Origin of the sequence: Butyrivibrio sp. YAB3001 (genome assembly GCF_900112195.1) — a bacterium.
Lineage (GTDB): Bacteria > Bacillota > Clostridia > Lachnospirales > Lachnospiraceae > Butyrivibrio.
Genome location: NZ_FOKR01000002.1, coordinates 120,240 through 140,868, shown reverse-complemented (window position 1 = coordinate 140,868; position 20,629 = coordinate 120,240). Strand labels below are relative to the sequence as shown.

General features: G+C 34.2%; 23 protein-coding genes. 21 read left to right on the top strand and 2 right to left on the bottom strand.

Annotation, left to right across the window (positions count from 1 at the left end; genetic code table 11):
* The first annotated feature begins 124 nt into the window (after positions 1–124).
* From hisB to rsfS, 13 genes are all read left to right on the top strand, one after another.
* Positions 125–715, top strand: coding sequence for an imidazoleglycerol-phosphate dehydratase HisB (gene hisB, locus BM086_RS00645; protein ID WP_092321882.1), 591 nt, complete (start codon positions 125–127; stop codon positions 713–715).
* Position 716: 1 nt separating this feature from the next.
* The gene (gene hisIE, locus BM086_RS00640; RefSeq protein ID WP_092321879.1) at positions 717–2,015 is read left to right on the top strand and encodes a bifunctional phosphoribosyl-AMP cyclohydrolase/phosphoribosyl-ATP diphosphatase HisIE; all 1,299 of its coding nucleotides are present in this window, start codon (positions 717–719) and stop codon (positions 2,013–2,015) included.
* A gap of 9 nt (positions 2,016–2,024) precedes the next feature.
* On the top strand, positions 2,025–3,896 hold the full coding sequence (locus BM086_RS00635) for a TIGR03960 family B12-binding radical SAM protein (RefSeq protein ID WP_092321876.1): 1,872 nt from the start codon (positions 2,025–2,027) through the stop codon (positions 3,894–3,896).
* 8 nt (positions 3,897–3,904) lie between these two features.
* Entirely contained in the window at positions 3,905–4,633 is a 729-nt protein-coding gene (locus BM086_RS00630) for a TIGR03936 family radical SAM-associated protein (protein ID WP_092321873.1), read from the top strand.
* On the top strand, positions 4,626–5,786 hold the full coding sequence (locus BM086_RS00625; protein ID WP_092321870.1) for a ribonuclease E/G: 1,161 nt from the start codon (positions 4,626–4,628) through the stop codon (positions 5,784–5,786). The genes BM086_RS00630 and BM086_RS00625 overlap by 8 nt, the downstream gene beginning before the upstream one ends.
* Before the next feature lie 91 nt (positions 5,787–5,877).
* On the top strand, positions 5,878–6,186 hold the full coding sequence (gene rplU, locus BM086_RS00620; RefSeq protein WP_092321868.1) for a 50S ribosomal protein L21: 309 nt from the start codon (positions 5,878–5,880) through the stop codon (positions 6,184–6,186).
* A gap of 17 nt (positions 6,187–6,203) precedes the next feature.
* Positions 6,204–6,533, top strand: coding sequence for a ribosomal-processing cysteine protease Prp (locus BM086_RS00615; RefSeq protein WP_092321865.1), 330 nt, complete (start codon positions 6,204–6,206; stop codon positions 6,531–6,533).
* 3 nt (positions 6,534–6,536) lie between these two features.
* Positions 6,537–6,824 carry a 50S ribosomal protein L27 gene (gene rpmA / locus BM086_RS00610; protein WP_022774002.1) on the top strand — a complete coding sequence of 96 codons (288 nt, stop codon included), beginning with the start codon at positions 6,537–6,539 and terminating at the stop codon, positions 6,822–6,824.
* Positions 6,825–6,909: 85 nt separating this feature from the next.
* Positions 6,910–8,253 carry a GTPase ObgE gene (gene obgE, locus BM086_RS00605; RefSeq protein ID WP_092321862.1) on the top strand — a complete coding sequence of 448 codons (1,344 nt, stop codon included), beginning with the start codon at positions 6,910–6,912 and terminating at the stop codon, positions 8,251–8,253.
* Positions 8,250–8,561, top strand: a complete 312-nt coding sequence (yhbY, locus tag BM086_RS00600; RefSeq protein WP_092321859.1) for a ribosome assembly RNA-binding protein YhbY — start codon at positions 8,250–8,252, stop codon at positions 8,559–8,561. The genes obgE and yhbY overlap by 4 nt, the downstream gene beginning before the upstream one ends.
* A gap of 40 nt (positions 8,562–8,601) precedes the next feature.
* Positions 8,602–9,210, top strand: coding sequence for a nicotinate-nucleotide adenylyltransferase (gene nadD / locus BM086_RS00595; RefSeq protein ID WP_092321856.1), 609 nt, complete (start codon positions 8,602–8,604; stop codon positions 9,208–9,210).
* On the top strand, positions 9,207–9,794 hold the full coding sequence (gene yqeK, locus BM086_RS00590) for a bis(5'-nucleosyl)-tetraphosphatase (symmetrical) YqeK (protein WP_092321853.1): 588 nt from the start codon (positions 9,207–9,209) through the stop codon (positions 9,792–9,794). Before nadD ends, yqeK begins: the two co-directional genes overlap by 4 nt.
* Positions 9,795–9,864: 70 nt before the next feature.
* Positions 9,865–10,224, top strand: coding sequence for a ribosome silencing factor (gene rsfS, locus BM086_RS00585; RefSeq protein ID WP_175560044.1), 360 nt, complete (start codon positions 9,865–9,867; stop codon positions 10,222–10,224).
* A 103-nt stretch (positions 10,225–10,327) separates the two neighbouring features.
* On the opposite strand, the gene lexA is transcribed toward rsfS, so the two are convergent.
* Positions 10,328–10,945, bottom strand: coding sequence for a transcriptional repressor LexA (gene lexA / locus BM086_RS00580; RefSeq protein ID WP_092321850.1), 618 nt, complete (start codon positions 10,943–10,945; stop codon positions 10,328–10,330).
* A 309-nt stretch (positions 10,946–11,254) separates the two neighbouring features.
* On the opposite strand from lexA, the gene BM086_RS00575 reads away from it, so the two are divergent.
* The 7 genes from BM086_RS00575 (at position 11,255) to BM086_RS00545 (ending at position 18,164) form a co-directional block, all read left to right on the top strand.
* Positions 11,255–11,674 carry a LysM peptidoglycan-binding domain-containing protein gene (locus tag BM086_RS00575; protein ID WP_092321847.1) on the top strand — a complete coding sequence of 140 codons (420 nt, stop codon included), beginning with the start codon at positions 11,255–11,257 and terminating at the stop codon, positions 11,672–11,674.
* Positions 11,675–12,001: 327 nt separating this feature from the next.
* Complete coding sequence (locus BM086_RS00570; RefSeq protein ID WP_092321844.1) at positions 12,002–12,799, top strand: hypothetical protein; 798 nt, start codon at positions 12,002–12,004, stop codon at positions 12,797–12,799.
* A gap of 260 nt (positions 12,800–13,059) precedes the next feature.
* Positions 13,060–13,860 (top strand): hypothetical protein, encoded by an 801-nt coding sequence (locus BM086_RS00565; RefSeq protein ID WP_092321842.1) that lies wholly within the window; start codon positions 13,060–13,062, stop codon positions 13,858–13,860.
* A gap of 234 nt (positions 13,861–14,094) precedes the next feature.
* Positions 14,095–14,910: a hypothetical protein gene (locus BM086_RS00560; RefSeq protein WP_092321839.1), complete on the top strand. Its 816-nt coding sequence runs from the start codon at positions 14,095–14,097 to the stop codon at positions 14,908–14,910.
* A 406-nt stretch (positions 14,911–15,316) separates the two neighbouring features.
* The gene (locus tag BM086_RS00555; RefSeq protein ID WP_092321835.1) at positions 15,317–16,078 is read left to right on the top strand and encodes a hypothetical protein; all 762 of its coding nucleotides are present in this window, start codon (positions 15,317–15,319) and stop codon (positions 16,076–16,078) included.
* A gap of 144 nt (positions 16,079–16,222) precedes the next feature.
* Entirely contained in the window at positions 16,223–16,396 is a 174-nt protein-coding gene (locus BM086_RS20700; RefSeq protein ID WP_175560043.1) for a hypothetical protein, read from the top strand.
* 241 nt (positions 16,397–16,637) lie between these two features.
* Complete coding sequence (locus BM086_RS00545) at positions 16,638–18,164, top strand: DHH family phosphoesterase (protein ID WP_175560042.1); 1,527 nt, start codon at positions 16,638–16,640, stop codon at positions 18,162–18,164.
* Between the two features lie 92 nt (positions 18,165–18,256).
* Here the strand turns inward: BM086_RS00545 and BM086_RS00540 are convergent, their stop codons facing one another.
* Positions 18,257–19,321, bottom strand: a complete 1,065-nt coding sequence (locus BM086_RS00540) for a tyrosine-type recombinase/integrase (protein ID WP_092323468.1) — start codon at positions 19,319–19,321, stop codon at positions 18,257–18,259.
* Between the two features lie 113 nt (positions 19,322–19,434).
* On the opposite strand from BM086_RS00540, the gene BM086_RS00535 reads away from it, so the two are divergent.
* Complete coding sequence (locus BM086_RS00535) at positions 19,435–20,574, top strand: D-alanyl-D-alanine carboxypeptidase family protein (protein WP_175560041.1); 1,140 nt, start codon at positions 19,435–19,437, stop codon at positions 20,572–20,574.
* The last annotated feature ends 55 nt before the right edge of the window (positions 20,575–20,629 follow it).

Below are 20,629 nucleotides of genomic sequence, written 5' to 3'. Positions count from 1 at the left end.
ATTTTATGAAATATTGTCAAAATTGCAAGTTAACTTTCTAAACTGATTATAAATTGCAAGTTATATTTTTTTTATAAGATAAAGCAACAATATTTGGTTGTATGATAGTAAGGAGCTACTATTTATGGAGGCAAGAACTTCTGAAGTTGCAAGAAAGACAAATGAGACAGATATTCATGTTTCGTTCAATCTGGATGGAAGTGGCAAGAGCAATATAAACACAGGTATCGGCTTTTTTGATCATATGCTTACAGGTTTTGCCCGCCACGGACTGTTTGACCTGACTGTTGATGTTAAAGGAGACCTTGAGGTTGATTGTCACCACACGGTTGAAGATACAGGAATTGTCATCGGGCAGGCCATAGCTAAAGCATGTGGTGATAAAAAAGGAATAAAGCGTTATGGAAGTATGATCCTGCCAATGGATGAGACATTGGTAATGAGTGCGGTTGACCTATGTGGCAGACCATATTTTGTTTTTGACGGAGATTTTACAGCGCCAATGGTTGGTGATTTTGATACCCAGATGGTCAGAGAATTCTTCTATGCAGTTTCGTATTCAGCATCCATGAACCTTCATCTCAGAATCATTACCGGTATAAATGACCATCACAAGATCGAGGCTCTTTTTAAAGCATTTGCTAAGGCTTTGGATGAGGCAACCATGATAGATAATAGGATTACCGACGTATTAAGTACAAAGGGAGCGCTATAACATGTCAAGTTTAAAAAGAAAATTTGTTGCATCAATTTATTTATTCGATGGAAAAGCATTTAGTAGTTTTGATAAAAAAGAAGTCATTTCAGATAATCCTGTGGAACTTGCAGTAAAATATTCTGATGCAAATGTTGATGAGATTATTACTTTTGACCTTTCTCCTTCAGGAGATGATAAGGCACATGAACTCTCTTTAAATGTAATAAAGAATATATGTAAGGAAGTTGATGTTCCTGTGGTCGGAGCCGGCAATATAAAACGTATGGAGGATATCAAAAAGCTTCTTTATGCAGGTTGCAAGAAGGCTTGTCTTAATTTTTCAAAGTCCGGAAATATTGAAATTCTTGAAGAAGTATCTGAAAAGTTTGGAAAAGAAAAGATATCTATTTGTTTTGATGATTACAGTAGTGTTGACGAAAATAAGGATTTAGTTAATAAATATGCATCAGAACTTATTTTTATCAATACTGAAAATATTAATTCCTATAATAAAACCCAAACGGATTTAAATATTGTTCTTCTGGTAAATGATACTGATATTTCCCCCTGCAGTATTTTTGAAAAATACGAATTTGTGTCAGGTGTTACCGGCGACATAATAAATTCACAAATATCAAATATTAGTGAATATAAAGAAGAATGTATATCGCATGATATCAAAATATACCAGTTGGAACCTGCTTTTTCATGGGCTGACCTCAAGAAAAACTCTGATGGAATGGTACCTGTTATTGTCCAGGATTACCGGACTGATAAAGTTTTAATGCTGGCATACATGAATGAAGAGTCATATAATATTACATTGAGAACAGGGAAGATGACGTACTTCAGCCGTAGCAGAAATGAGCTTTGGATCAAGGGAGAAACAAGTTCGCATTATCAATATGTGATGTCATTAACTTGTGACTGCGATCTTGATACTATTTTAGCAAGAGTCAAACAGATTGGTGCCGCCTGTCACACAGGAAGCTATTCCTGCTTTTTCAATGAAATTGCCGCAAAAGACTTCAATGAAAAAAATCCGCAGAAAGTGCTTGACAGTGTATTTGAAGTCATAAAAGACAGAAAGGTTAATCCAAGGCAAGGCTCATATACTAATTATCTTTTTGATAAAGGACTTGATAAGATTCTGAAAAAAGTTGGTGAAGAAGCGACAGAAATGGTTATAGCCGCCAAAAATCCGGATTCTAATGAAATAGTTTACGAAATGTCTGATTTCCTGTATCATATGATGGTCCTGATGGCAGAAAAAAATGTCAGTTGGGAAGATGTAACCGACGAACTATCCAGACGATAAGGAAATGATATGAATTACAATTTAGCTTTAAATGATGAGACATTACTTAGTATTGAAAAGCCTGAGAGATACATAGGAAACGAAGTAAATTCTGTGGTCAAGGATAAATCCAAAATTGATATCAGATTTGCTTTTTGTTTTCCTGATGTATACGAAATAGGAATGTCTCATCTGGGAATACAAATTCTTTACGGAATGTTTAACTCTTATGAGGATGTATGGTGCGAGAGAGTCTACTCGCCCTGGCTTGATATGGATAAAGTCCTTAGAGAGAAGAACATTCCTCTTTTTGCGCTTGAATCTCAGGACCCTGTCAAGAACTTTGATTTTCTTGGATTTACGATCCAGTATGAGATGTGCTATACGAATATTTTGCAGGTTCTTGACCTTTCAGGCATTCCTCTTTTTTCCAAAGACAGAACATGGGATGATCCTATTGTTATAGGCGGTGGCCCTTGCACCTACAATCCGGAACCAATCACCGATTTCTTTGATGTTTTTTATATTGGTGAGGGAGAAACGCAGTACAGACATATTTTTGATCTTTATAAGCAGGCCAAAAAAGATGGTATATCAAGGCAGGAATTTTTACATATTTTAGCTAAGGTTCCCGGTATATATGTTCCATCACTTTATGAGGTTACATATAAAGAAGACGGAACAATAAAAGCTATGGAGCCTGTTTTTGACGATGTTCCAAGACAGATTGATAAAGAACTTTGCACAGAGCTTTCAGATGCTTTTTATCCGACCAAACCTGTTGTGCCATACATTAAAGTTACTCAGGACAGAGTTGTTCTTGAAGTAATGCGAGGATGCATCAGAGGCTGCAGATTCTGTCAGGCAGGTCAGCTTTATAAACCATTAAGAGAAAAAGATGTTGAGCATCTCAAGAAACTTGCAATTGAATCTCTTAAGAACACAGGCTACGAAGAAATATCACTTAGTTCTTTAAGTTCCAGTGATTATACTCAGCTACCTGAGCTTCTGGACTTTTTGATTGAGAGCTGCAACAGCAAGAAGGTAAATATTTCACTTCCTTCACTTAGAATTGATGCATTCTCACTTGATGTAATGAGTAAGGTCCAGGATGTAAAAAAGAGTTCCCTTACCTTTGCACCTGAAGCAGGAACTCAGAGGATGAGAGATGTAATAAATAAAGGTCTTACCGAAGAAGATATTTTACACGGCTCTCATGAGGCTTTCCTTGGTGGCTGGAATAAAGTTAAGCTTTATTTCATGCTTGGACTTCCTACAGAGACAGATGAAGATATTTTAGGAATCGGAGATATAGCAAATAAAGTAGCTGTTGAATATTTTGAGACTGTACCTAAGGAAAAAAGAAACGGAAGAACGATAGACATAGTTGCAAGCACTTCTTTCTTTGTTCCTAAACCATTTACACCATTCCAGTGGGCTCCAATGAACACCAAAGAGGAGTTTCTTGATAAGGCAAATAAGACCCGAAAGGGAATCATGTCTCAGCTGAACCAGAAACATATCAAATATAACTGGCATGAGGCTGACGCAAGCATGATGGAAGGTGTTCTTGCAAGAGGCGACAGACGTCTTAACCAGGTTATTTTAAAGGCATATGAAAAAGGATGCATTTTTGACGCATGGGGCGAATACTTCAAGTTTGATGTATGGATGGAATGCTTTAAAGAATGTGGTGTTGATCCATTCTTCTACACAACAAGAGAAAGAAAAGATGATGAGATATTCCCATGGGATATTTTGAATTGTGGAGTATCCAAGAAGTTTCTTTTAAGAGAATGGAAAAATGCTCTTGCCGGAAAACCATCCTCCAACTGTAGAAGTGGATGTCTTGGCTGTGGAGCCGGAACTTACGGCGTAGGTGTATGCTTTGAAGGAAAGTGAATTAGAGAATGAATAAATTGCGACTTAAATTTTCAAAGAATGGCCCGATCAAATTTATCGGTCATCTTGATGTAATGAGATATTTTCAAAAAGCTATCAGACGAGCTGAAATAGATATAAAGTATTCCGAAGGTTTTAGCCCTCATCAGGTTATTTCTTTTGCTCAGCCTCTTAGTGTCGGCGCTACGAGTGATGGCGAATATATGGATATAACCGTAAATTCAATGACGAGCGCAAACGATGTAATGGACAGGCTTAACAGTGTAATGAATGAAGGTATAGAAATTCTCGCGATTGAGGAACTTTCAGATTCATCTGAGAAGGCAATGACCGCTGCATATGCTGCGAAGTATAAAATCAGATTCAGAGAGAGCCTTAAGCCTGATTTTGACTGGATTTCTGAATTCAAAGCTTATCTTTTAAAAGAAACTCTTCCTGCAATGAAAAAGACAAAGAGTGGTGAAAAAGAAATAGATATGAAGCCCATGATCTATGACTATTCTTTTTCTGAAGAAGATGAGTCTGTGACACTGCTTTTAAGTATGAGCAGCGCAAGCACATTAAAGCCAGCTTTACTGTTTGATTACTTTTTTAAGAGTATGGATAAAGAAATTCCTGCCAATGCGCTTGATATCCATAGAATAGACATTTACAGACTTTGTTCAGATGATGGCAAAGAGTATATTGAGCCATTTATAACAAATGGTACTAATGAAAGGTTTTATTTAAATGTCTGATGGAGAAATAATTTTATCAAGTTACAAAAATGTTCCTGTTGTAACTGCGTTTATTGATAATAAGATGGAATTTCTTGCTTTTGAAAGAAAAAGCGATCTCCAGAATATTTACCTTGGCAAAGTAGACCATATTGTAAAGAATTTAAATGCTGCATTTATCAAATATGATAAGGATGAGATTGGATATCTTCCCCTTGGAAAGATTGTACCAGCTTGTGTATGTAATAAAAATTATACGCAAGGAAATACAATTAAAAATGGCGACGAAGTAATAGTTCAGGTAGAGGCAGAAGCAATCAAGCTAAAAAAAGCCAAATTAACAACGTCATTATCGATATCCGGTAAGTATTCTGTTGTAACCCTTGGAAGAAAAGGTGTTGGCGCGTCAGTTAAATTAAATGATGATATCAGACATTTTCTTATTGAATCAATCAGAGATGAGTTCAACAGATTATCAGATAGTTATTCGGATAAACTATACGGCGACAGCATTGGCGTTATAATACGAACAAATGCTTCATCAATACCAAAGGAAGCTATTGTCAGCGAATTATTACTTGATATAGAAAGCTGTATAAATAAACTGATTAAGATACTTGATGAAGGAAGAATGAGAACTATTTATTCTCTTTTACATTCATCTGAAACTCAAACTCTTGATAAGGCAAAAGCTTTCTTAAACTCGAGAGATATTCATGATCCAAAGGTTATAGAAGATTCCGGGATACATGGTATAATTTCCAGGATTGACAGCCTTAGGCAAAATAAGATCTGGTTAAAAAGTGGAGCATTTCTTATTATCGAACAGCTTGAAAGCTTTAATGCGATCGATGTTAATACAGGAAAAGCAATTAAGGGAAAAGATGATATAACCGAAAAAGTAAATTTTGAAGCTGCCGATGAAATAATGAGACAGGTAAGGCTTCGAAATCTTACCGGAATGATATTGATAGATTTTATCAATATGAGTGATGATAAGAATGAAAAACTGATTGCTCATATGAAGAATTTATGCAGAAAAGATCCGGTACATACTAATTTTATTGATATAACCGGACTTGGTATAATGGAACTTACCAGGAATAAAAACGATAAATCATTAAAAGAAATTTTGTCAGAAGTTGAAAAAGTTGTTGACAGTCTGAACTCTTAGTGTTATTATTTCATAGTATGCCGCTTAACTAGGCAGAAGAGAGCTTATGCTCCGCCAAAGTTAGCGAGTTTTTTGAAGAAGGAGGTAACTTATGTACGCAATTATTGTAACTGGTGGAAAGCAGTACAAAGTTTCCGAAGGCGACGAAATCAGAGTAGAGAAGCTCGAAGTTGAGCCTGGAAAAGATGTAACATTTGACAATGTTATAGCTGTAAATGACGGATCTTCACTCAAGGTTGCTGGCGATGTTAGCTCAGCTAAGGTTGATGCTACAGTTGTTGAGCAGGGCCGTGCTAAGAAGGTTATCGTTTACAAGTACAAGAGAAAGACTGGCTATCACAAGAAGAATGGTCACAGACAGCCTTTCACACTTGTTAAGATTAACAAGATCACAATGTAATTTTGCAGTGGAATAATATGACTACAATCACGATAACCAAGAATTCCAATGACTCTTATTCGAGTATAGAATGCAAGGGGCATGCGGGTTATGCTGAATATGGCAATGATATAGTGTGTTCAGCAATCTCTGTTCTTACTATCAATTTGATCAATTCAATTGATTCTTTTACAACTGATAAGTATGCTACAGAACAGGATGAGAAAAAAGGTTTGATAGTAATTCGATTTTTGGAAGAACCATCACATGATGCGGATCTTTTAATTAAATCTTATGAACTAGGCGTAGAGAGTATATTCCAACAATATGGTAAGAAGTATTTGAACATTAAATTTAGGAGGGAATAAGTCATGATGAATATGAACCTTCAATTTTTTGCTCATAAGAAGGGTGTTGGATCTACAAAGAACGGTAGAGATTCTGAATCCAAGAGACTCGGAGCAAAAAGAGCTGACGGACAATTCGTAAAGGCCGGTAATATTTTATACAGACAGCGTGGCACACACATTCATCCTGGTGTAAATGTAGGCATTGGTAGCGATGATACATTATATGCACTTGTTGATGGTGTTCTTAGATTTGAGCGTAAGGGCAGAGATAAGAAACAGGCCAGCGTTCATCCTGTAGAGAATAAGTAATTTTTTTATGTTTAATCGGGCTTCAAACAAGATTGTTTGAAGCCCTTTTTACAACCACAAGGTTGTTATTTATAAAGGAGTAAATATGCCTGTATTTGTAGATAAAGCAAGAATATTTATCCAAAGTGGAAAAGGTGGCGACGGTCACGTTTCATTCAGAAGAGAGAAATACGTACCTAACGGCGGTCCCGATGGAGGTGACGGCGGTAAAGGTGGCGATATAATATTTAAAATTGATGAAGGAATCAATACACTATCTGATTTCCATTATGGCGGTAAATACAAAGCGGAAAATGGCCAGGATGGAAACAAAAGACGTTGCCATGGAAAAAATGGTTCTGACCTTATAATCAGAGTTCCGGAAGGAACTGTTGTAAAAGAAGCTCAAACCGGAAAGGTTATTGCAGATATGAGCCGCGACAACAGAGAAGTTGTCGTTTTAAAAGGCGGTAGAGGTGGAAATGGAAACATGCATTATGCTACATCTACCATGCAGGCTCCTAAATATGCTCAGCCTGGTCAGCCTGCTATTGAGCTTGAAGTTTTGTTGGAGCTTAAAGTAATAGCTGATGTTGGCTTAGTTGGATTTCCAAATGTTGGTAAATCAACATTTTTATCAAAAGTATCTAATGCCAAGCCTAAGATTGCAAACTACCATTTCACAACACTTTCACCAATGCTCGGTGTTGTAGATCTTCAGGATGCAAAGGGCTTTGTTGTGGCAGATATTCCCGGACTTATTGAAGGAGCATCTGAAGGAGCAGGACTTGGACATGAATTTTTGCGTCACATAGAGCGTACAAGAATGATGATCCATATCGTTGATGCTGCTTCAACTGAAGGTCGTGATCCTTTTGAGGATATTGAAGCTATCAACAACGAGCTTAAGAACTATAACGCTGATATAACAAATAAGCCACAGGTAATAGCTGCCAACAAGATAGACATGCTGCCTGATGGAGAAGAATCTGAAATTATTCTTAAATTAAAAGAAAAATATGAACCATTAGGAGTTAAGGTGTTTGCAACATCTACCCTAACTGGAAAAGGCATACAGGAACTGTTATACTATGTAAGTAGAACTATTTCTGAAATGCAGGATAAGCCAATAGTATTTGAGCAGGAATACTTCCCTGAGACTATGGCTAGAGTTGAAGATGATGCATTTACTGTAACATATGATTCAGATAAGCACGAATATGTCGTTGAAGGACCTAAGATTGAAAAAATGCTTGGGTACACCAATCTTGAATCTGAAAAAGGATTTGTATTCTTCCAGAAATTTATGGCTGACAATGGTATTCTTGATGACCTTGAAAAGCTTCATATTCAGGAAGGTGATACAGTCAGAATGTATGGCTTTAGTTTTGAATATTACAGAAATGCTGATACAGTACCCGGAACATTTGAAGAGGATGAAGAAGAATGACATTAACTAGTAAACAACGTGCTTATTTAAAGAGCCTTGCAGCTGATCTTGAACCTGTTTTTCAGATTGGTAAATCATGTGTAAGTCCAGAGATAACAGCTGCTATTGCTGAGACTTTCAATACACATGAACTTGTGAAGATCACAGTGCTTAAGAACTGCGAAGAAGACGTAAAAGAAGTAGCTATAACAATTTCAGAGCGTACTCGTTCAGAACTTGTTCAGGTTATCGGAAGAAGATTTGTTTTATATAAACCTTTTAAAGATGAACCGAAGATTATTTTACCTAAAGCAAACAAGAAAGCTTAAATGATTCATAAACCTATTTATACCATTAGGAGGCTTAATTATGGAATGCAGAAAGATTGGTATACTTGGAGGAACATTTGACCCTATTCATAATGCGCATTTAATGCTTGGTGAAGCTGCAAGAGAACAGTTTGGCTTAGACAGAGTAATCTATATTCCTAATAATCTTGCTCATTTTAAGAATCGTACGGAAATATCAGGTTGTGAAGAGAGATATCAGATGGTAAAAATGGCTATTTCCGAAAATCCATTTTTTACCTGCTCCAGACTGGAAATAGATAAACCTCAAGGGTCATACACTATCGATACTATTGAAGATTTAAAGAGAATGTATCCCGGAGATGAATTATATCTGATTCTTGGAGCAGATTCTGTAATAGGAATTGATACCTGGTATAGAGCAAAAGACCTGATAAAGTCATGTGTCATACTTGCAGCAATCCGACATGAGGATGATGTTGCAGCTCTGGATAAGAAGAGACGCGAGCTTAAAATGATGTATGATGCAGATGTTAGATTACTGAATTTTAACAGAATTGATATTTCATCAACAGACATCAGACAAAAGATTAGAATAGGCAGATCAGTCAGATATATGCTTCCTGACGAATGCATTGAATACATTTGTATCAAGGGGTTATATAAATGAGAACTATTGAAATTTCGCAAAAGCTACGTAAGGAATTACAAAAAGAATTAAAGCCCGATAGATTCGATCATACTTTAGGAGTTGCATATACTGCAGCAAGTATGGCGTTTGTACATGGTGCAGATGTTCAGAAGGCACTAATTGCAGGAATGCTTCATGACTGTGCTAAATGCATGACTCATGAAGAACATGTTAAGATTTGCGAAAAAAATAAAATAGATATGACTGATGTTGAACGCAGAAATCATTCTTTGCTTCATGCAAAAGTAGGTGTCTATATAGCCAGAACAAAATATGATATCTACGATACAGAAATTCTTGATGCAATAAGATGGCACACTACAGGCAGAGAAGATATGTCGCTGCTTGAAAAAATAGTGTATATTGCCGATTTTATAGAGCCTAACAGAAGACAGCTTGAAGACATGGATTTGATCAGAAAAGAAGCATTCACAGATATAGATTTATGTCTTGCGCATATTCTTCATAATTCTGTGGTCTATCTTAAAACCATCGGTAAAGAATGCGATGATGCTACAATGGATGCATATGAATATTATAAAAAGTTCTATATAAAGAAATGATGTAACATTTAAGATTTAGGTCAAACATCAATTGTTTGCCTATTAGTTTTTGTAAATTGACGAGGTAAATATGGCAGATATTAGTATTTCAAAGAAAATGGCTGCATTAGCTGTAGATGCACTGGAAGATCGTAAAGGCGAAGATATTAGAATCATTGATATCAGTGAAATCTCTACACTTGCTGATTATTTTATCATTGCTGCAGGTACTAACATCAATCAGGTTCAGGCACTTGCTGATAATGTAGAAGAAACTTTTGGAAGAGCCGGATATCATATGAAGAGCAGCGAAGGCTACGAGTCAGGAAACTGGATTTTACTTGATTTTGAAGATATCATTGTTCATGTTTTCGATAAAGAAAACAGATTATTCTATGATCTTGAGAGAATCTGGAGAGACGGAAAATCTATCAGTAAAGAAGACCTGTGATTGCTATACATTATTAAATAAATAATTATTGCAACTTGTTTAGAATAAAAAAAGACGTTCTGATAATGCTTTTAGCAAATCGGAACGTCTTTTTTTATTAGAATCAATAAAATCTCATTACTCCAAATACTTTACCAAGAATCTTGCAATCATCAACAATGATAGGGTCCATTGTATCATTCTCGGGCTGAAGTCTGATATGTCCTTTTTCTTTGTAGAAAGTCTTAACAGTTGCAGAATCGTCAATAAGAGCAACTACCTGGTCCCCATTCTTGGCAGAATCACACTGCTGAACAAAAATCTGATCTCCATTAAAGATTCCGGCATTGATCATGGAATCTCCCTTAACTTTAAGGATAAAAGCATCAGTTCCCTTAGGACACATACTGGCAGGAATAGGAATATAAGAATCAATATTCTCCTCAGCCAGAATAGGAACACCTGCTGCAACCTGACCGATTACAGGAATGCTTACGATTTCTGTTCTAACCATATTAAAACCATCGTCGCATACCTCTATAGCACGTGGCTTGGTAGGATCACGTCTAATATAACCGTTCTTCTCCAGTGTCTCCAAGTGAGAATGAACGGATGAAGTTGATTTGAGATTTACAGCCTGACATATATCCCTTACTGAAGGCGGAAATCCTCTCTGAAGAGTCTGCTGCTTGATGTAGTCTAAGATTTCTTGCTGTTTCTTGGAAATATTACCTTTTTCCATAGATACCTCCTTGAAATAGATTTATTACGCTATATTACTAAATAGACAAATAATGCAAATTTTATATGTTCCAAAATTGCTATTTAATCACATATCTGTGTAATAGTATAACACCTCATCATCACTTTGGCAAATATTTGTTCGGAAATTTTGTTCGGAATATTTGTTCGATTTTTGTTGACAAAAGAATATTTGTTCGATAACATATTTACAGAACGATTGTTCGCAACAAATGTTTGGATGTTTGAATTTTTAGTTGTTAACATGTAAGAGAAATTAGATTGAACAAGAAGTGTGGGGGATAAGGTTATGAGTGATGCAATGTATGCTGCTGCAAGTTTATATAATGATCCAAGGTTCTTTAGTAAGAGCGAAGTACGTATCAGAAACAATCGTAAAAGAAGACAAAGAATTGTCCGCAGGCAATTTTCAATGCTTTTAATTGCAATCACTATTATTATCTTTCTGGCAGTATTTTTCACATCAACACTAATGTCTGATGCCAAGTCAGATACATACGAGCCTGAATTTAAATATTTCACTACAATAACTGTACATAGTGGTGATACGCTTCTTAGCATCGCAGATGATTATTACTCACCAGACCATTATGATAACCTCAAGTCTTATATTTCTGAAATCTGTAATCTGAATGGAATAGAGAGCGCAGATCTGTTAAAAGCCGGTGAAAATTTGATCATTCCGTATTTTTCAAAAGATTATAGATAATTGATAGAACATTTCAAAGTAGTATCTTTGAGAAAAATAGTTTTACGATAATCCAAACAAAATTGTACCGCAATTAAATTTATATAAAAAACTGATTAAAATTAAGTATGCAATTGATAAAGAAGAAATAAACTTTATGAATTGCATACTTTTTAATTGCTTTACGAAAACGCAATTATATCATATTTTTGTCTAATTGTTACAAATATTTATCTTATATATTTTGTTCTTTGTAATATTTACATATCATATTCACTATGTTAGATTAGCGTCATGGCGAAATGCCAAAACGTTATATGACCTAGTGTGGGAAAGGAGAACTAATTTATGAACAAGAAAGCAATTAGTAGATTTATTGCGTGTATGATGGCTTTTGTATTATTATTTGCAATAAGCCCTGCGGTTACATCTCTGGCAGCTAATGAAATAACTGAGACAAGAGTTTCTTATTTTACCTCGAAAAATCACGGTACTGCCTATCATAGTTACAGTGTTTATAATGCTAAAAAAATCACAAATATAAAAAGTTCAAAGAAGGCTGTTGTTGAGCCAACTGGATATCATTTAAGTAATAGTTCTAGTAAATATACATATTTTGATGTCAATGGAAAGCAGACTAATCAAAGTTCTTCATCAAGTAAATATGCATATGTTACTGCAACAGTAAAAAAAGCTGGAACAGCTGTTCTTACATTCAAGGATGACCAAAAGCGTTCTTATAAATGGACTTTCAAAGTATATAATTATGAAAATCCAGTAAAAACTTTTAAAGTTGCAAGAAAAGGCGTGACATCTAAAAACTATGCCGGCTATTTTAAAGATTCAACTTCTGCTAGTAAGTCAATTACTATCGACAAGAATGGCGTTGTTAATGTTGATCTGGTAGCAAATAAAAATTGGCAGATTAAATATGTATCAATGTCAAATTCATTAAATCCATCCGATGGTTATGAATCATTATCATATACTCGTAGTTTCTATAATGGAATAAACAAAGTATCATTTTCATATCCAAGTTATAAAGTTAAAGGATCTGGCTCAGTATATGTAGAATTCCAAAATAAACAAACTGGTGGATATATTAATTTGAGACTACCTATAGCTGCTAAAACCACTACAAAGTAATCTTAAATTTTATAAAAAAAATTGATAAAAATAAAGTATGCAATGGATAAAAGGAAAATAAACTTTTTCTATTGCATACTTTTTAATTGCTTAACAAAAGTGCAACTATATCATATCTTTGTCTAAATATTACAATTATGAACAATTATTATGTTGTATTTTGTGAAATTTACACTTTCTAATCCCTATGTTAGATTTAACTCATGAAGCAATACTAAAAGTCTTAATCATCATTTAAGTCGGAAAGGAGAGCTAAGAATATGAACAAAAAATCAATGAGTCGATTTATTGCATGTTTGATGGTTTTTATAATGGTGTTTGCTTTTAGTCCTGCAGTTATGTCACAAGCTGCTACTAAAAAGACTAGTTACACTTATACTATTTATCTGAGATCAAAAGATGCATATAGTGATTTTACACAGATCTCAGTTCCAAATGCTACAAAACTAACTAATATCAAAAGTAGTAAGAAGTCTGTAGCAAAAGCAGACGGGTACTATGTAAGTAATAATAAAAATAATAATACCTACTATGATAATGCCGGAAAAGAAACTAATAAATACAATGATAGTTATATATGTGCGAATCTTAATGTTATCTTAAACAAACCAGGAACATCTATTATTTCTTTCAAGGATAATAAAAAGAACTCTTATGAATATAAATATGTCATAAAAGACTATGTCAATCCCGTTAAGACTTTCCAACTTGCAAGAAGTGGTGTGACATCAGCTAATTATGCAAAATATTTTAATAATGGAACAGAATCCTCAAAATCAGTTAAAATTGATAAAAATGGTACAGTTAAATTAAGTGTTGCCGCCAAAAAGGGTTGGAAAATAACTGGAATTCATATGCACAATTCATCATGGTCAAGCAAAGCCAGTGAATACGGTTCAAGAGGCAAAGAAATTATGGGCGGAGCTGATAAGGCTACATTGTCATTCCCAGGATATAATACTAAATGGGATGGTAATGTTACTGTTACTTTCGAAAATAAAAATGATGGTGCAACATTATCAGTAAATCTCCCTATTAAAAATAACTCAACAAAAAAATAATATCGTTATAATTTGATATATCCATATGAAATCGAAAGCCATCAAAGAGTGATGCAATAAGAACGCTCTTTGATGGCTTTTATGAGTTGAGAGTAATATAATACGGTTTAAATAAAAGAGTGAAAATAATTTGAAATAAATGTGAAATTTTATTTAACATTTCAGTGAATCTATGATAATATTTTATCAATGCGGAATTTATGTGTGAAAAAAGTTTTTGAAAGGGGTTCTAAATTGAATAAAAAAGTTTTGACAAAAATCGTAGCCGGTGCATTAAGTTTTGCATTGTTATTTACTGTTGCACCTGCAGTTAAATCTGAAGCAGCTGATAATGTTATTACCAGCAGTTCTTCTGTCTATTTTAGTTCTAAGAATATATCATATTCTAGTTCTTCATTTACTGTTCCCAATAGTAATGGTAAAACTATAAAAACTATTAAGAATCTTAAGACTAGTAATAAGAACGTTGCAGAACCTACAGGGTTTTCTATATCAAATAATTCTTATCATACAAAGTATTACGATCTGAATGGAACGCTCAAAAATGAGTACAATTCTGATTCAAAATATGCATATATTTCTTATAAAGCTACAAAGCCAGGAAAAGCAAATTTTACATATCAGATTGGAAAACAGAAGTATAAACATACAATTACTGTCTACGCATATTCTAATCCTGTAAGTAAGCTTAGCATCTACAACACAAGTGAAAAGAAACCTAAGAACTACGCTAAGTTGTTTAATACTTCTTCATATATATATAGCTATAATAACAACGGGATTAAAGTTCCCAAGAATGGTAAGGTTAAGCTTAGTGCAACAGCAGCTAAGGGATGGGTTATCACTAGCATGAGCATTTATAATAATTTAACTGATACCACTCATTATAAGTCACGTTCTTATTCTAACGGTGTAAACTCTGCATCAATTGCACTTCCTGAGTATAGCAATAAGGGAACAGGCAGGGTATATGTTAATTTACGTAACACAAAGACTAACGGCACATGCCAAATAACAGCTTATGTTAACGCTGCTACAACTAACAAATAATTATTATTGTTAGTAATAAAATGATTCATTTATTCCGCAATTAAAGATCAGCCGCTTGGAAATTTAATCTAAGCGGCTGATTTTCTGTTAACCTAAAGTATTTCATTTATGCTTTTTGTAAATATCAAATATATCAAATTAGAGGAGATAAGGAATTTTGAAAAGAATAAATTTTATAAAAAGGATAATGTGTCTTTTTTTCTTTTATCCTTGCCTTTTTATGTATTCAGTGCATTAGTTTTAAGTATTAAGATTTACCAGCTCAGATTATAGTACAATTTATAAATGTGAAAGAAAAATTAAAAAAATGTGAAAATTTATTTAATTATTTAGAGTTTTGTGCTAAACTAATTTTCATGCGGAATCAATTATAAATGAAAAAAGGATTTTGAAAGGGGAAATAATTTTGAAAAAGAATTTTATCGGCAAGGTAGTTGCTTGCGCTTTAAGTTTTGCTTTATTGTTCTCAGTTAGTCCTGCTGTAACATCACAGGCTGCTACTCAGACAGTAAAGAGTTCATCAACATCTTATATGGATTCAAAGACATCTGGCAATGCTAGTTTAAGTTTTAGTGGAGTAAAAAAATACAACAAGGTTAGTAGCTCCAATAAAAATGTTGCAAAAGTTTCATACTATAGTTATTCAAATGGAGAATACACTCTTTTAGATTCAAACGGAAAAGTTTCATATTCAGGCAGTACTTCATCTGCTTATATATCACTTAATCTGTATAAGAAGGGTACAACAAACGTATCTTTTGTTTCCGGAAATAAAAAGTATTTACATACTCTTAATGTTAAGAACTATGTAAACCCAGTAAACAAACTTAGTGTATCCGGAATTAACAAAGGCGCAAATCTCAAGAACAACTTTAAAAACGCTGCAACTTCAAATGCAAAAGTGAAGGTTGCAAAGAGTGGTAATGTAACAGTAAATGTTGTTCCGATTAGCGGATGGGTTATTGATAGCGTTACATTAACTAATTCAGTTAAAAACGGTACAATGTCAGTAACTCGTAGCTTTAGTAACTATGCTTCATCTGCTAAGTTTACTATGGCTGGATATGATGCAAACTATCCTGGTACAATTACTGTTAGATTTGTAAACAAGAAGGATAAGGGTGCTATCTCTGTTAGACAGAGTATCAATGGTTTAAAAGTAAAATAATATATAAAATAAGTATTCCGCAAATTCTAGAAAATCAAATACTTTAATAAAAAAGCATGCCTGATAGAAAAACAATCTATGTGGCATGTTTTTTTATTGAATTTTACAAGTATAACATTTACAAACAATTCTCCTGACGGAAAAATGAGTAATCATCGTGAATACAAAAGTGGCACAACAAAAGCCTCTATAGGTCTCGAAGATTATAATGCCAGCCTAAAAACTGAAGGTTCAATCGCCATTGAACTTAAGAATGAAAAAGATGGCGCAACTCAGTATATATATGCAAGAATAAACGGACTAGATAAATGCTACTAATTTTAAAATAACAATGTTAATTATTCAGACAAAAAACGCGAACTATGTCGTGTATTTCATAAAATCCAACTTAGAAAGACTGATTAAAGAGAGATTTCATATTTACTTGAAGTCTCTCTTTATTACTGTATAATGATACACATGAGAATCATTTATTGAATATAAAATGCCTATTCAATAAAGTTTTTTAATGATGGATGACATTTCTTTTTTTAATTCAATCGCTTTCCAAGGAGATTCCATGAAGCTTTCTGTATTATTGAAATACAAAAATATCGTAATTCAATGCCATGATAATCCTGATGCAGATGCAATCTGTTCAGGCTATGTTTTATACAGGTATTTTCAAAAACATAACAAAAAGGTCAGATTTATATACTCAGGAAATTTTCAAATTAGTAAGAGTAATCTTGTTTATCTGATAAAAGAACTAAAGATTCCCATTGAATTTGTCAGTAATTTAAAATCCAAACCAGACCTTCTTTTGCTTACCGACTGTCAGTACGGAGAGGGCAATGTACGTAAATTTGTAGCAAAAGATGTTGCCGTGATTGATCATCACCAGGTTTATGGAAACCTACCGAAACTCAATGAAGTAAGAAGTAACCTTGGAAGCTGTTGCTCAGTAATATGGCATTTACTTAAGATTGAAAGTGAAGAAGACTTAATTGACGCAAAGGTAGCAACTGCACTTTATTACGGTCTGTATTCAGATACAAATGCTTTCTCTGAAATGTCTCATCCTCTTGACCGAGATATGATAGAATCTCTTTGTTTTGACAAAAATCTGATTGTAAAACTAAAGAATATGAATCTTACTTTAAAAGAAGCTAAGATTGCAGGTGTTGCAATGCTCGGCGTTGATTATCATGAGAAAAACCGATATGCAATACTTAGAACTGATCCCTGTGATCCAAATATTTTAGGACTCATCGGTGATTTTATTGTTGCAGTTGATACCATAGATGTATGCCTTATATATAGCGTTTTATCATTTGGAGTGAAGTTCTCTATAAGAAGTTGTTCGAATGAAACCAGAGCTGATGAACTGGCAGCCTTTCTTTCCCAAAAGATTGGTTCAGGTGGCGGACATACAGAAAAGGCCGGTGGCATACTAAAAAATGATCTTATCAAAAAACATTTTCCTGATTATATTGAAATTGATGATGATTCTGCAAAACATTCAATATCAAATATCATAAGAGAACGTATGCGTGATTATTTCGAAAATGCTGAGATCATACATGCAAACAGGGCAGTTCTAGATATTTCAAAAATGGCAAAATATGAAAAGGCTCCGATCACACTTGGATACGTTGAAACTATTGGAAATATTCCGCCAGGAAGTATGGCAATTATTCGAACTATCGACGGTGATATAAATCTTGAGATAAAAGAAAATACCATTCTGATCATTGATACAACAGGTAACGTTAAGGCAATAACAAGAGAAAAATTTAACAGTAGTTATGCTAAATCCAGAAAGAAATTCAAATTAAATACTGATTATGATCCTATGATAAAAAATGCGGATACCGGCAAATCCAATTCACTTCTTCCTCTTGCAAAGAGCTGTGAATCAATAGGAGATAACAAAATCTACGCCAAGAAGCTGACTAAAACCACAAAGCTATTTTCCTATTGGGATTCAGATAAATACATGCTTGGACAACGAGGGGATTACCTTGCTGTAAGTCAGGACGATATTCATGACATTTTTATCGTTGATAAAAACGTTTTTAAGAAAACATATAAATCAGTACAATAAATAGTATCATTAAAAAGCAACCAAAGTCCACTAAATAAATCTTAGGAAATTGGTTGCTTTTATAAATATTATTACCATTATCAATAAAGAAATTACTTCTCTCTAAGTTTTACCATCTTAGCAGCGCGGCGTCTATTATCTTCATCCTGCGCTGCATAATGCTTTCTGGTAGTATTGACATCTTTATGTCCAAGAACATCAGCCACAAGATAAATGTCCCCGGATTCTTTATAAAGATTTGTACCGAAGGTGCTTCTAAGCTTATGAGGAGTTATCTTTTTAAGTGTAGTAACATTCTGAGCATACTTTTTTACCAGCTTCTCAACAGCTCTTACAGTGATTCTCTTATTTTGTAATGAAAGAAATACTGCATTTTCATTACCTTCACATGGAATTATTGTTTTACGCTGCTCTAAATATGCTAAAAGAGCATCTCTGACTTCATCAGGGAAATAAATAACTGTGTTATATCCACCTTTTCTATGAATCCGAAGTCCATTGTTGTCAAAATCAATATCATTAAAGTCAATTCCAACACATTCAGAAACTCGGATACCGGTGCCTAAAAGAAGCGTAAGAAGAGCAACATCCCTTAGTTTTGTCTTCTCGTGATATTTAAGCTGTGATTTTGTAAGCTTTTCTCCGGCTTCGACCTGATCAAGAAGGATAGCAACTTCATTTGGTTCAAGACGAACGATTTCATGTTCATGAAGTTTGGGCATATTTACAAGCTCGGCTGTATTCCTTGTGATCAGTTCAGCTTTATAAAAATATGAATACATACAACGAAGAGCAGACATTTTTCTTTTTTTGCCCTGCTCATTATTAGTTATCTCTTTATTCTTTTTCTCATATAATGACAAGTATTCAAGGTATTCTTCGATATCTTCCCGCTCAATCTTATCAAGAACATCCACGCCTAAATCTGTTATATTTTGTTTGGAAAGTGCTGGATTTTGTGAATGCAGGAATTCAAAAAAAGTTCTAAGATCATAGGCATACCCAAGCCTTGTTCTTGCAGAAGTAGTAGGCTCAATTCCTCTAAAGAACTGCCTGCAGAATTTAGGCAAGGTATCAAGAACTTCGCGCATTCTCAGAATATTTATCTTATCTTGTTCATTATAGTATTTTTCTTCGTTTCCAATGTTATTTTGCATAAAAAGATTATAGCATAATTTGTACATTTTATTAACGAAATAAACTTGATTGAAATATAGGAAAAATGTTACTATTTAAGGGTTATATTAAACAGTTGGGGTGGAGTTTTACATTGGAGAAAAAAGTTAATTTCAGACAAAGGGATAGTAGACATCTTACTATTTCAGAATACAAGGCTAAAAGGAAAAGAGAGATAATCACTCGTTTATCCATAGCCGCTTTTTTATTTTTATTATTTATAATTTCGATTTCATGTATCGTAATAAAGCATTCAACAAAGAGCAAAAAGGAAAAAGAGCCTGAAATTGAAGTTTCATCTGATCAGGAAGAACAAACGGAGATAGTTGAAACGACAATAGAGGATGAACAGCCACAACAGGAAGAAGAAGTTGTAACAAATCCATTTTTAGAATTATCTGAAGATTCGAATTTTTTCTTTAAAGGTTACAGTACAGATCTTGCCGACAATACTTCCTATATAGCAAGTGAAAATGTGATCAGTACAAACGCGATATTGGTTAATCTTGATTCCGGATCCGTTGTTGCAAATAAAGACGGTACAGTCAGGATAAATCCTGCATCAATGACTAAAATTTTAACCTTACTGGTTGCTGCTGAGCACATAACAGATCTTGATGATACGTTTGTAATGACACAGGCGATTGGTGATTTTGTTTTTAAGCATGATTGCAGCGCTGTTGGTTTTTCTGTCGGAGAAACAATAACTGTCAGAGATATGCTTTATGGTACAATTTTACCATCAGGCGGTGATGCTGCAATGTGCATTGCTGAATATATTGCAGGTTCCCAGGAAGCATTTGTTGAAATGATGAATGATAAACTTAAGGAATTAGGTTTGTCAGATACAGCGCATTTTACAAATTGTATTGGAATTTATGATGAAAATCATTACTGTACATTGCTTGATATGGCTATGATATTAAAGGCTGCTGAAGAAAATGCTTTATGCCATGATATATTAAATGCCAGAAAATATACAACGTCATCTACAACTGAGCATCCGGAAGGAATATCTGTTTCCAACTGGTTTATGCGCAGAATTGAAGATAAAGATACTCATGGTGAAGTAATAGGTGCAAAGACAGGTTTCGTTGTTCAATCAGGTTGCTGTGGCGCAAGCTACCAGATATCAAATGATGGAACACATTATATCTGTGTGACCGCAAATGCCTGGAGTTCCTGGCGATGCATCTATGATCACGTTGAGATATATGATACTTATACAAGTTAAAGGAAGTGATTTAAATGAGAATTAAAAAATACAGTAAAATTATTGCAACAATTGC

Coding starts and splice junctions, on each gene's coding strand:
- rsfS (WP_175560044.1), top strand. CDS start 9,865: ATGGCAGATATTAGTATTTCAAAGAAAATGGCTGCATTAGCTGTAGAT.
- rpmA (WP_022774002.1), top strand. CDS start 6,537: ATGATGAATATGAACCTTCAATTTTTTGCTCATAAGAAGGGTGTTGGA.
- BM086_RS00630 (WP_092321873.1), top strand. CDS start 3,905: ATGAATAAATTGCGACTTAAATTTTCAAAGAATGGCCCGATCAAATTT.
- BM086_RS20700 (WP_175560043.1), top strand. CDS start 16,223: ATGAGTAATCATCGTGAATACAAAAGTGGCACAACAAAAGCCTCTATA.
- BM086_RS00625 (WP_092321870.1), top strand. CDS start 4,626: ATGTCTGATGGAGAAATAATTTTATCAAGTTACAAAAATGTTCCTGTT.
- BM086_RS00565 (WP_092321842.1), top strand. CDS start 13,060: ATGAACAAAAAATCAATGAGTCGATTTATTGCATGTTTGATGGTTTTT.
- yqeK (WP_092321853.1), top strand. CDS start 9,207: ATGAGAACTATTGAAATTTCGCAAAAGCTACGTAAGGAATTACAAAAA.
- lexA (WP_092321850.1), bottom strand. CDS start 10,945: ATGGAAAAAGGTAATATTTCCAAGAAACAGCAAGAAATCTTAGACTAC.
- BM086_RS00635 (WP_092321876.1), top strand. CDS start 2,025: ATGAATTACAATTTAGCTTTAAATGATGAGACATTACTTAGTATTGAA.
- nadD (WP_092321856.1), top strand. CDS start 8,602: ATGGAATGCAGAAAGATTGGTATACTTGGAGGAACATTTGACCCTATT.
- BM086_RS00575 (WP_092321847.1), top strand. CDS start 11,255: ATGAGTGATGCAATGTATGCTGCTGCAAGTTTATATAATGATCCAAGG.
- BM086_RS00545 (WP_175560042.1), top strand. CDS start 16,638: ATGAAGCTTTCTGTATTATTGAAATACAAAAATATCGTAATTCAATGC.
- obgE (WP_092321862.1), top strand. CDS start 6,910: ATGCCTGTATTTGTAGATAAAGCAAGAATATTTATCCAAAGTGGAAAA.
- yhbY (WP_092321859.1), top strand. CDS start 8,250: ATGACATTAACTAGTAAACAACGTGCTTATTTAAAGAGCCTTGCAGCT.
- BM086_RS00615 (WP_092321865.1), top strand. CDS start 6,204: ATGACTACAATCACGATAACCAAGAATTCCAATGACTCTTATTCGAGT.
- rplU (WP_092321868.1), top strand. CDS start 5,878: ATGTACGCAATTATTGTAACTGGTGGAAAGCAGTACAAAGTTTCCGAA.
- BM086_RS00570 (WP_092321844.1), top strand. CDS start 12,002: ATGAACAAGAAAGCAATTAGTAGATTTATTGCGTGTATGATGGCTTTT.
- hisIE (WP_092321879.1), top strand. CDS start 717: ATGTCAAGTTTAAAAAGAAAATTTGTTGCATCAATTTATTTATTCGAT.
- BM086_RS00540 (WP_092323468.1), bottom strand. CDS start 19,321: ATGCAAAATAACATTGGAAACGAAGAAAAATACTATAATGAACAAGAT.
- hisB (WP_092321882.1), top strand. CDS start 125: ATGGAGGCAAGAACTTCTGAAGTTGCAAGAAAGACAAATGAGACAGAT.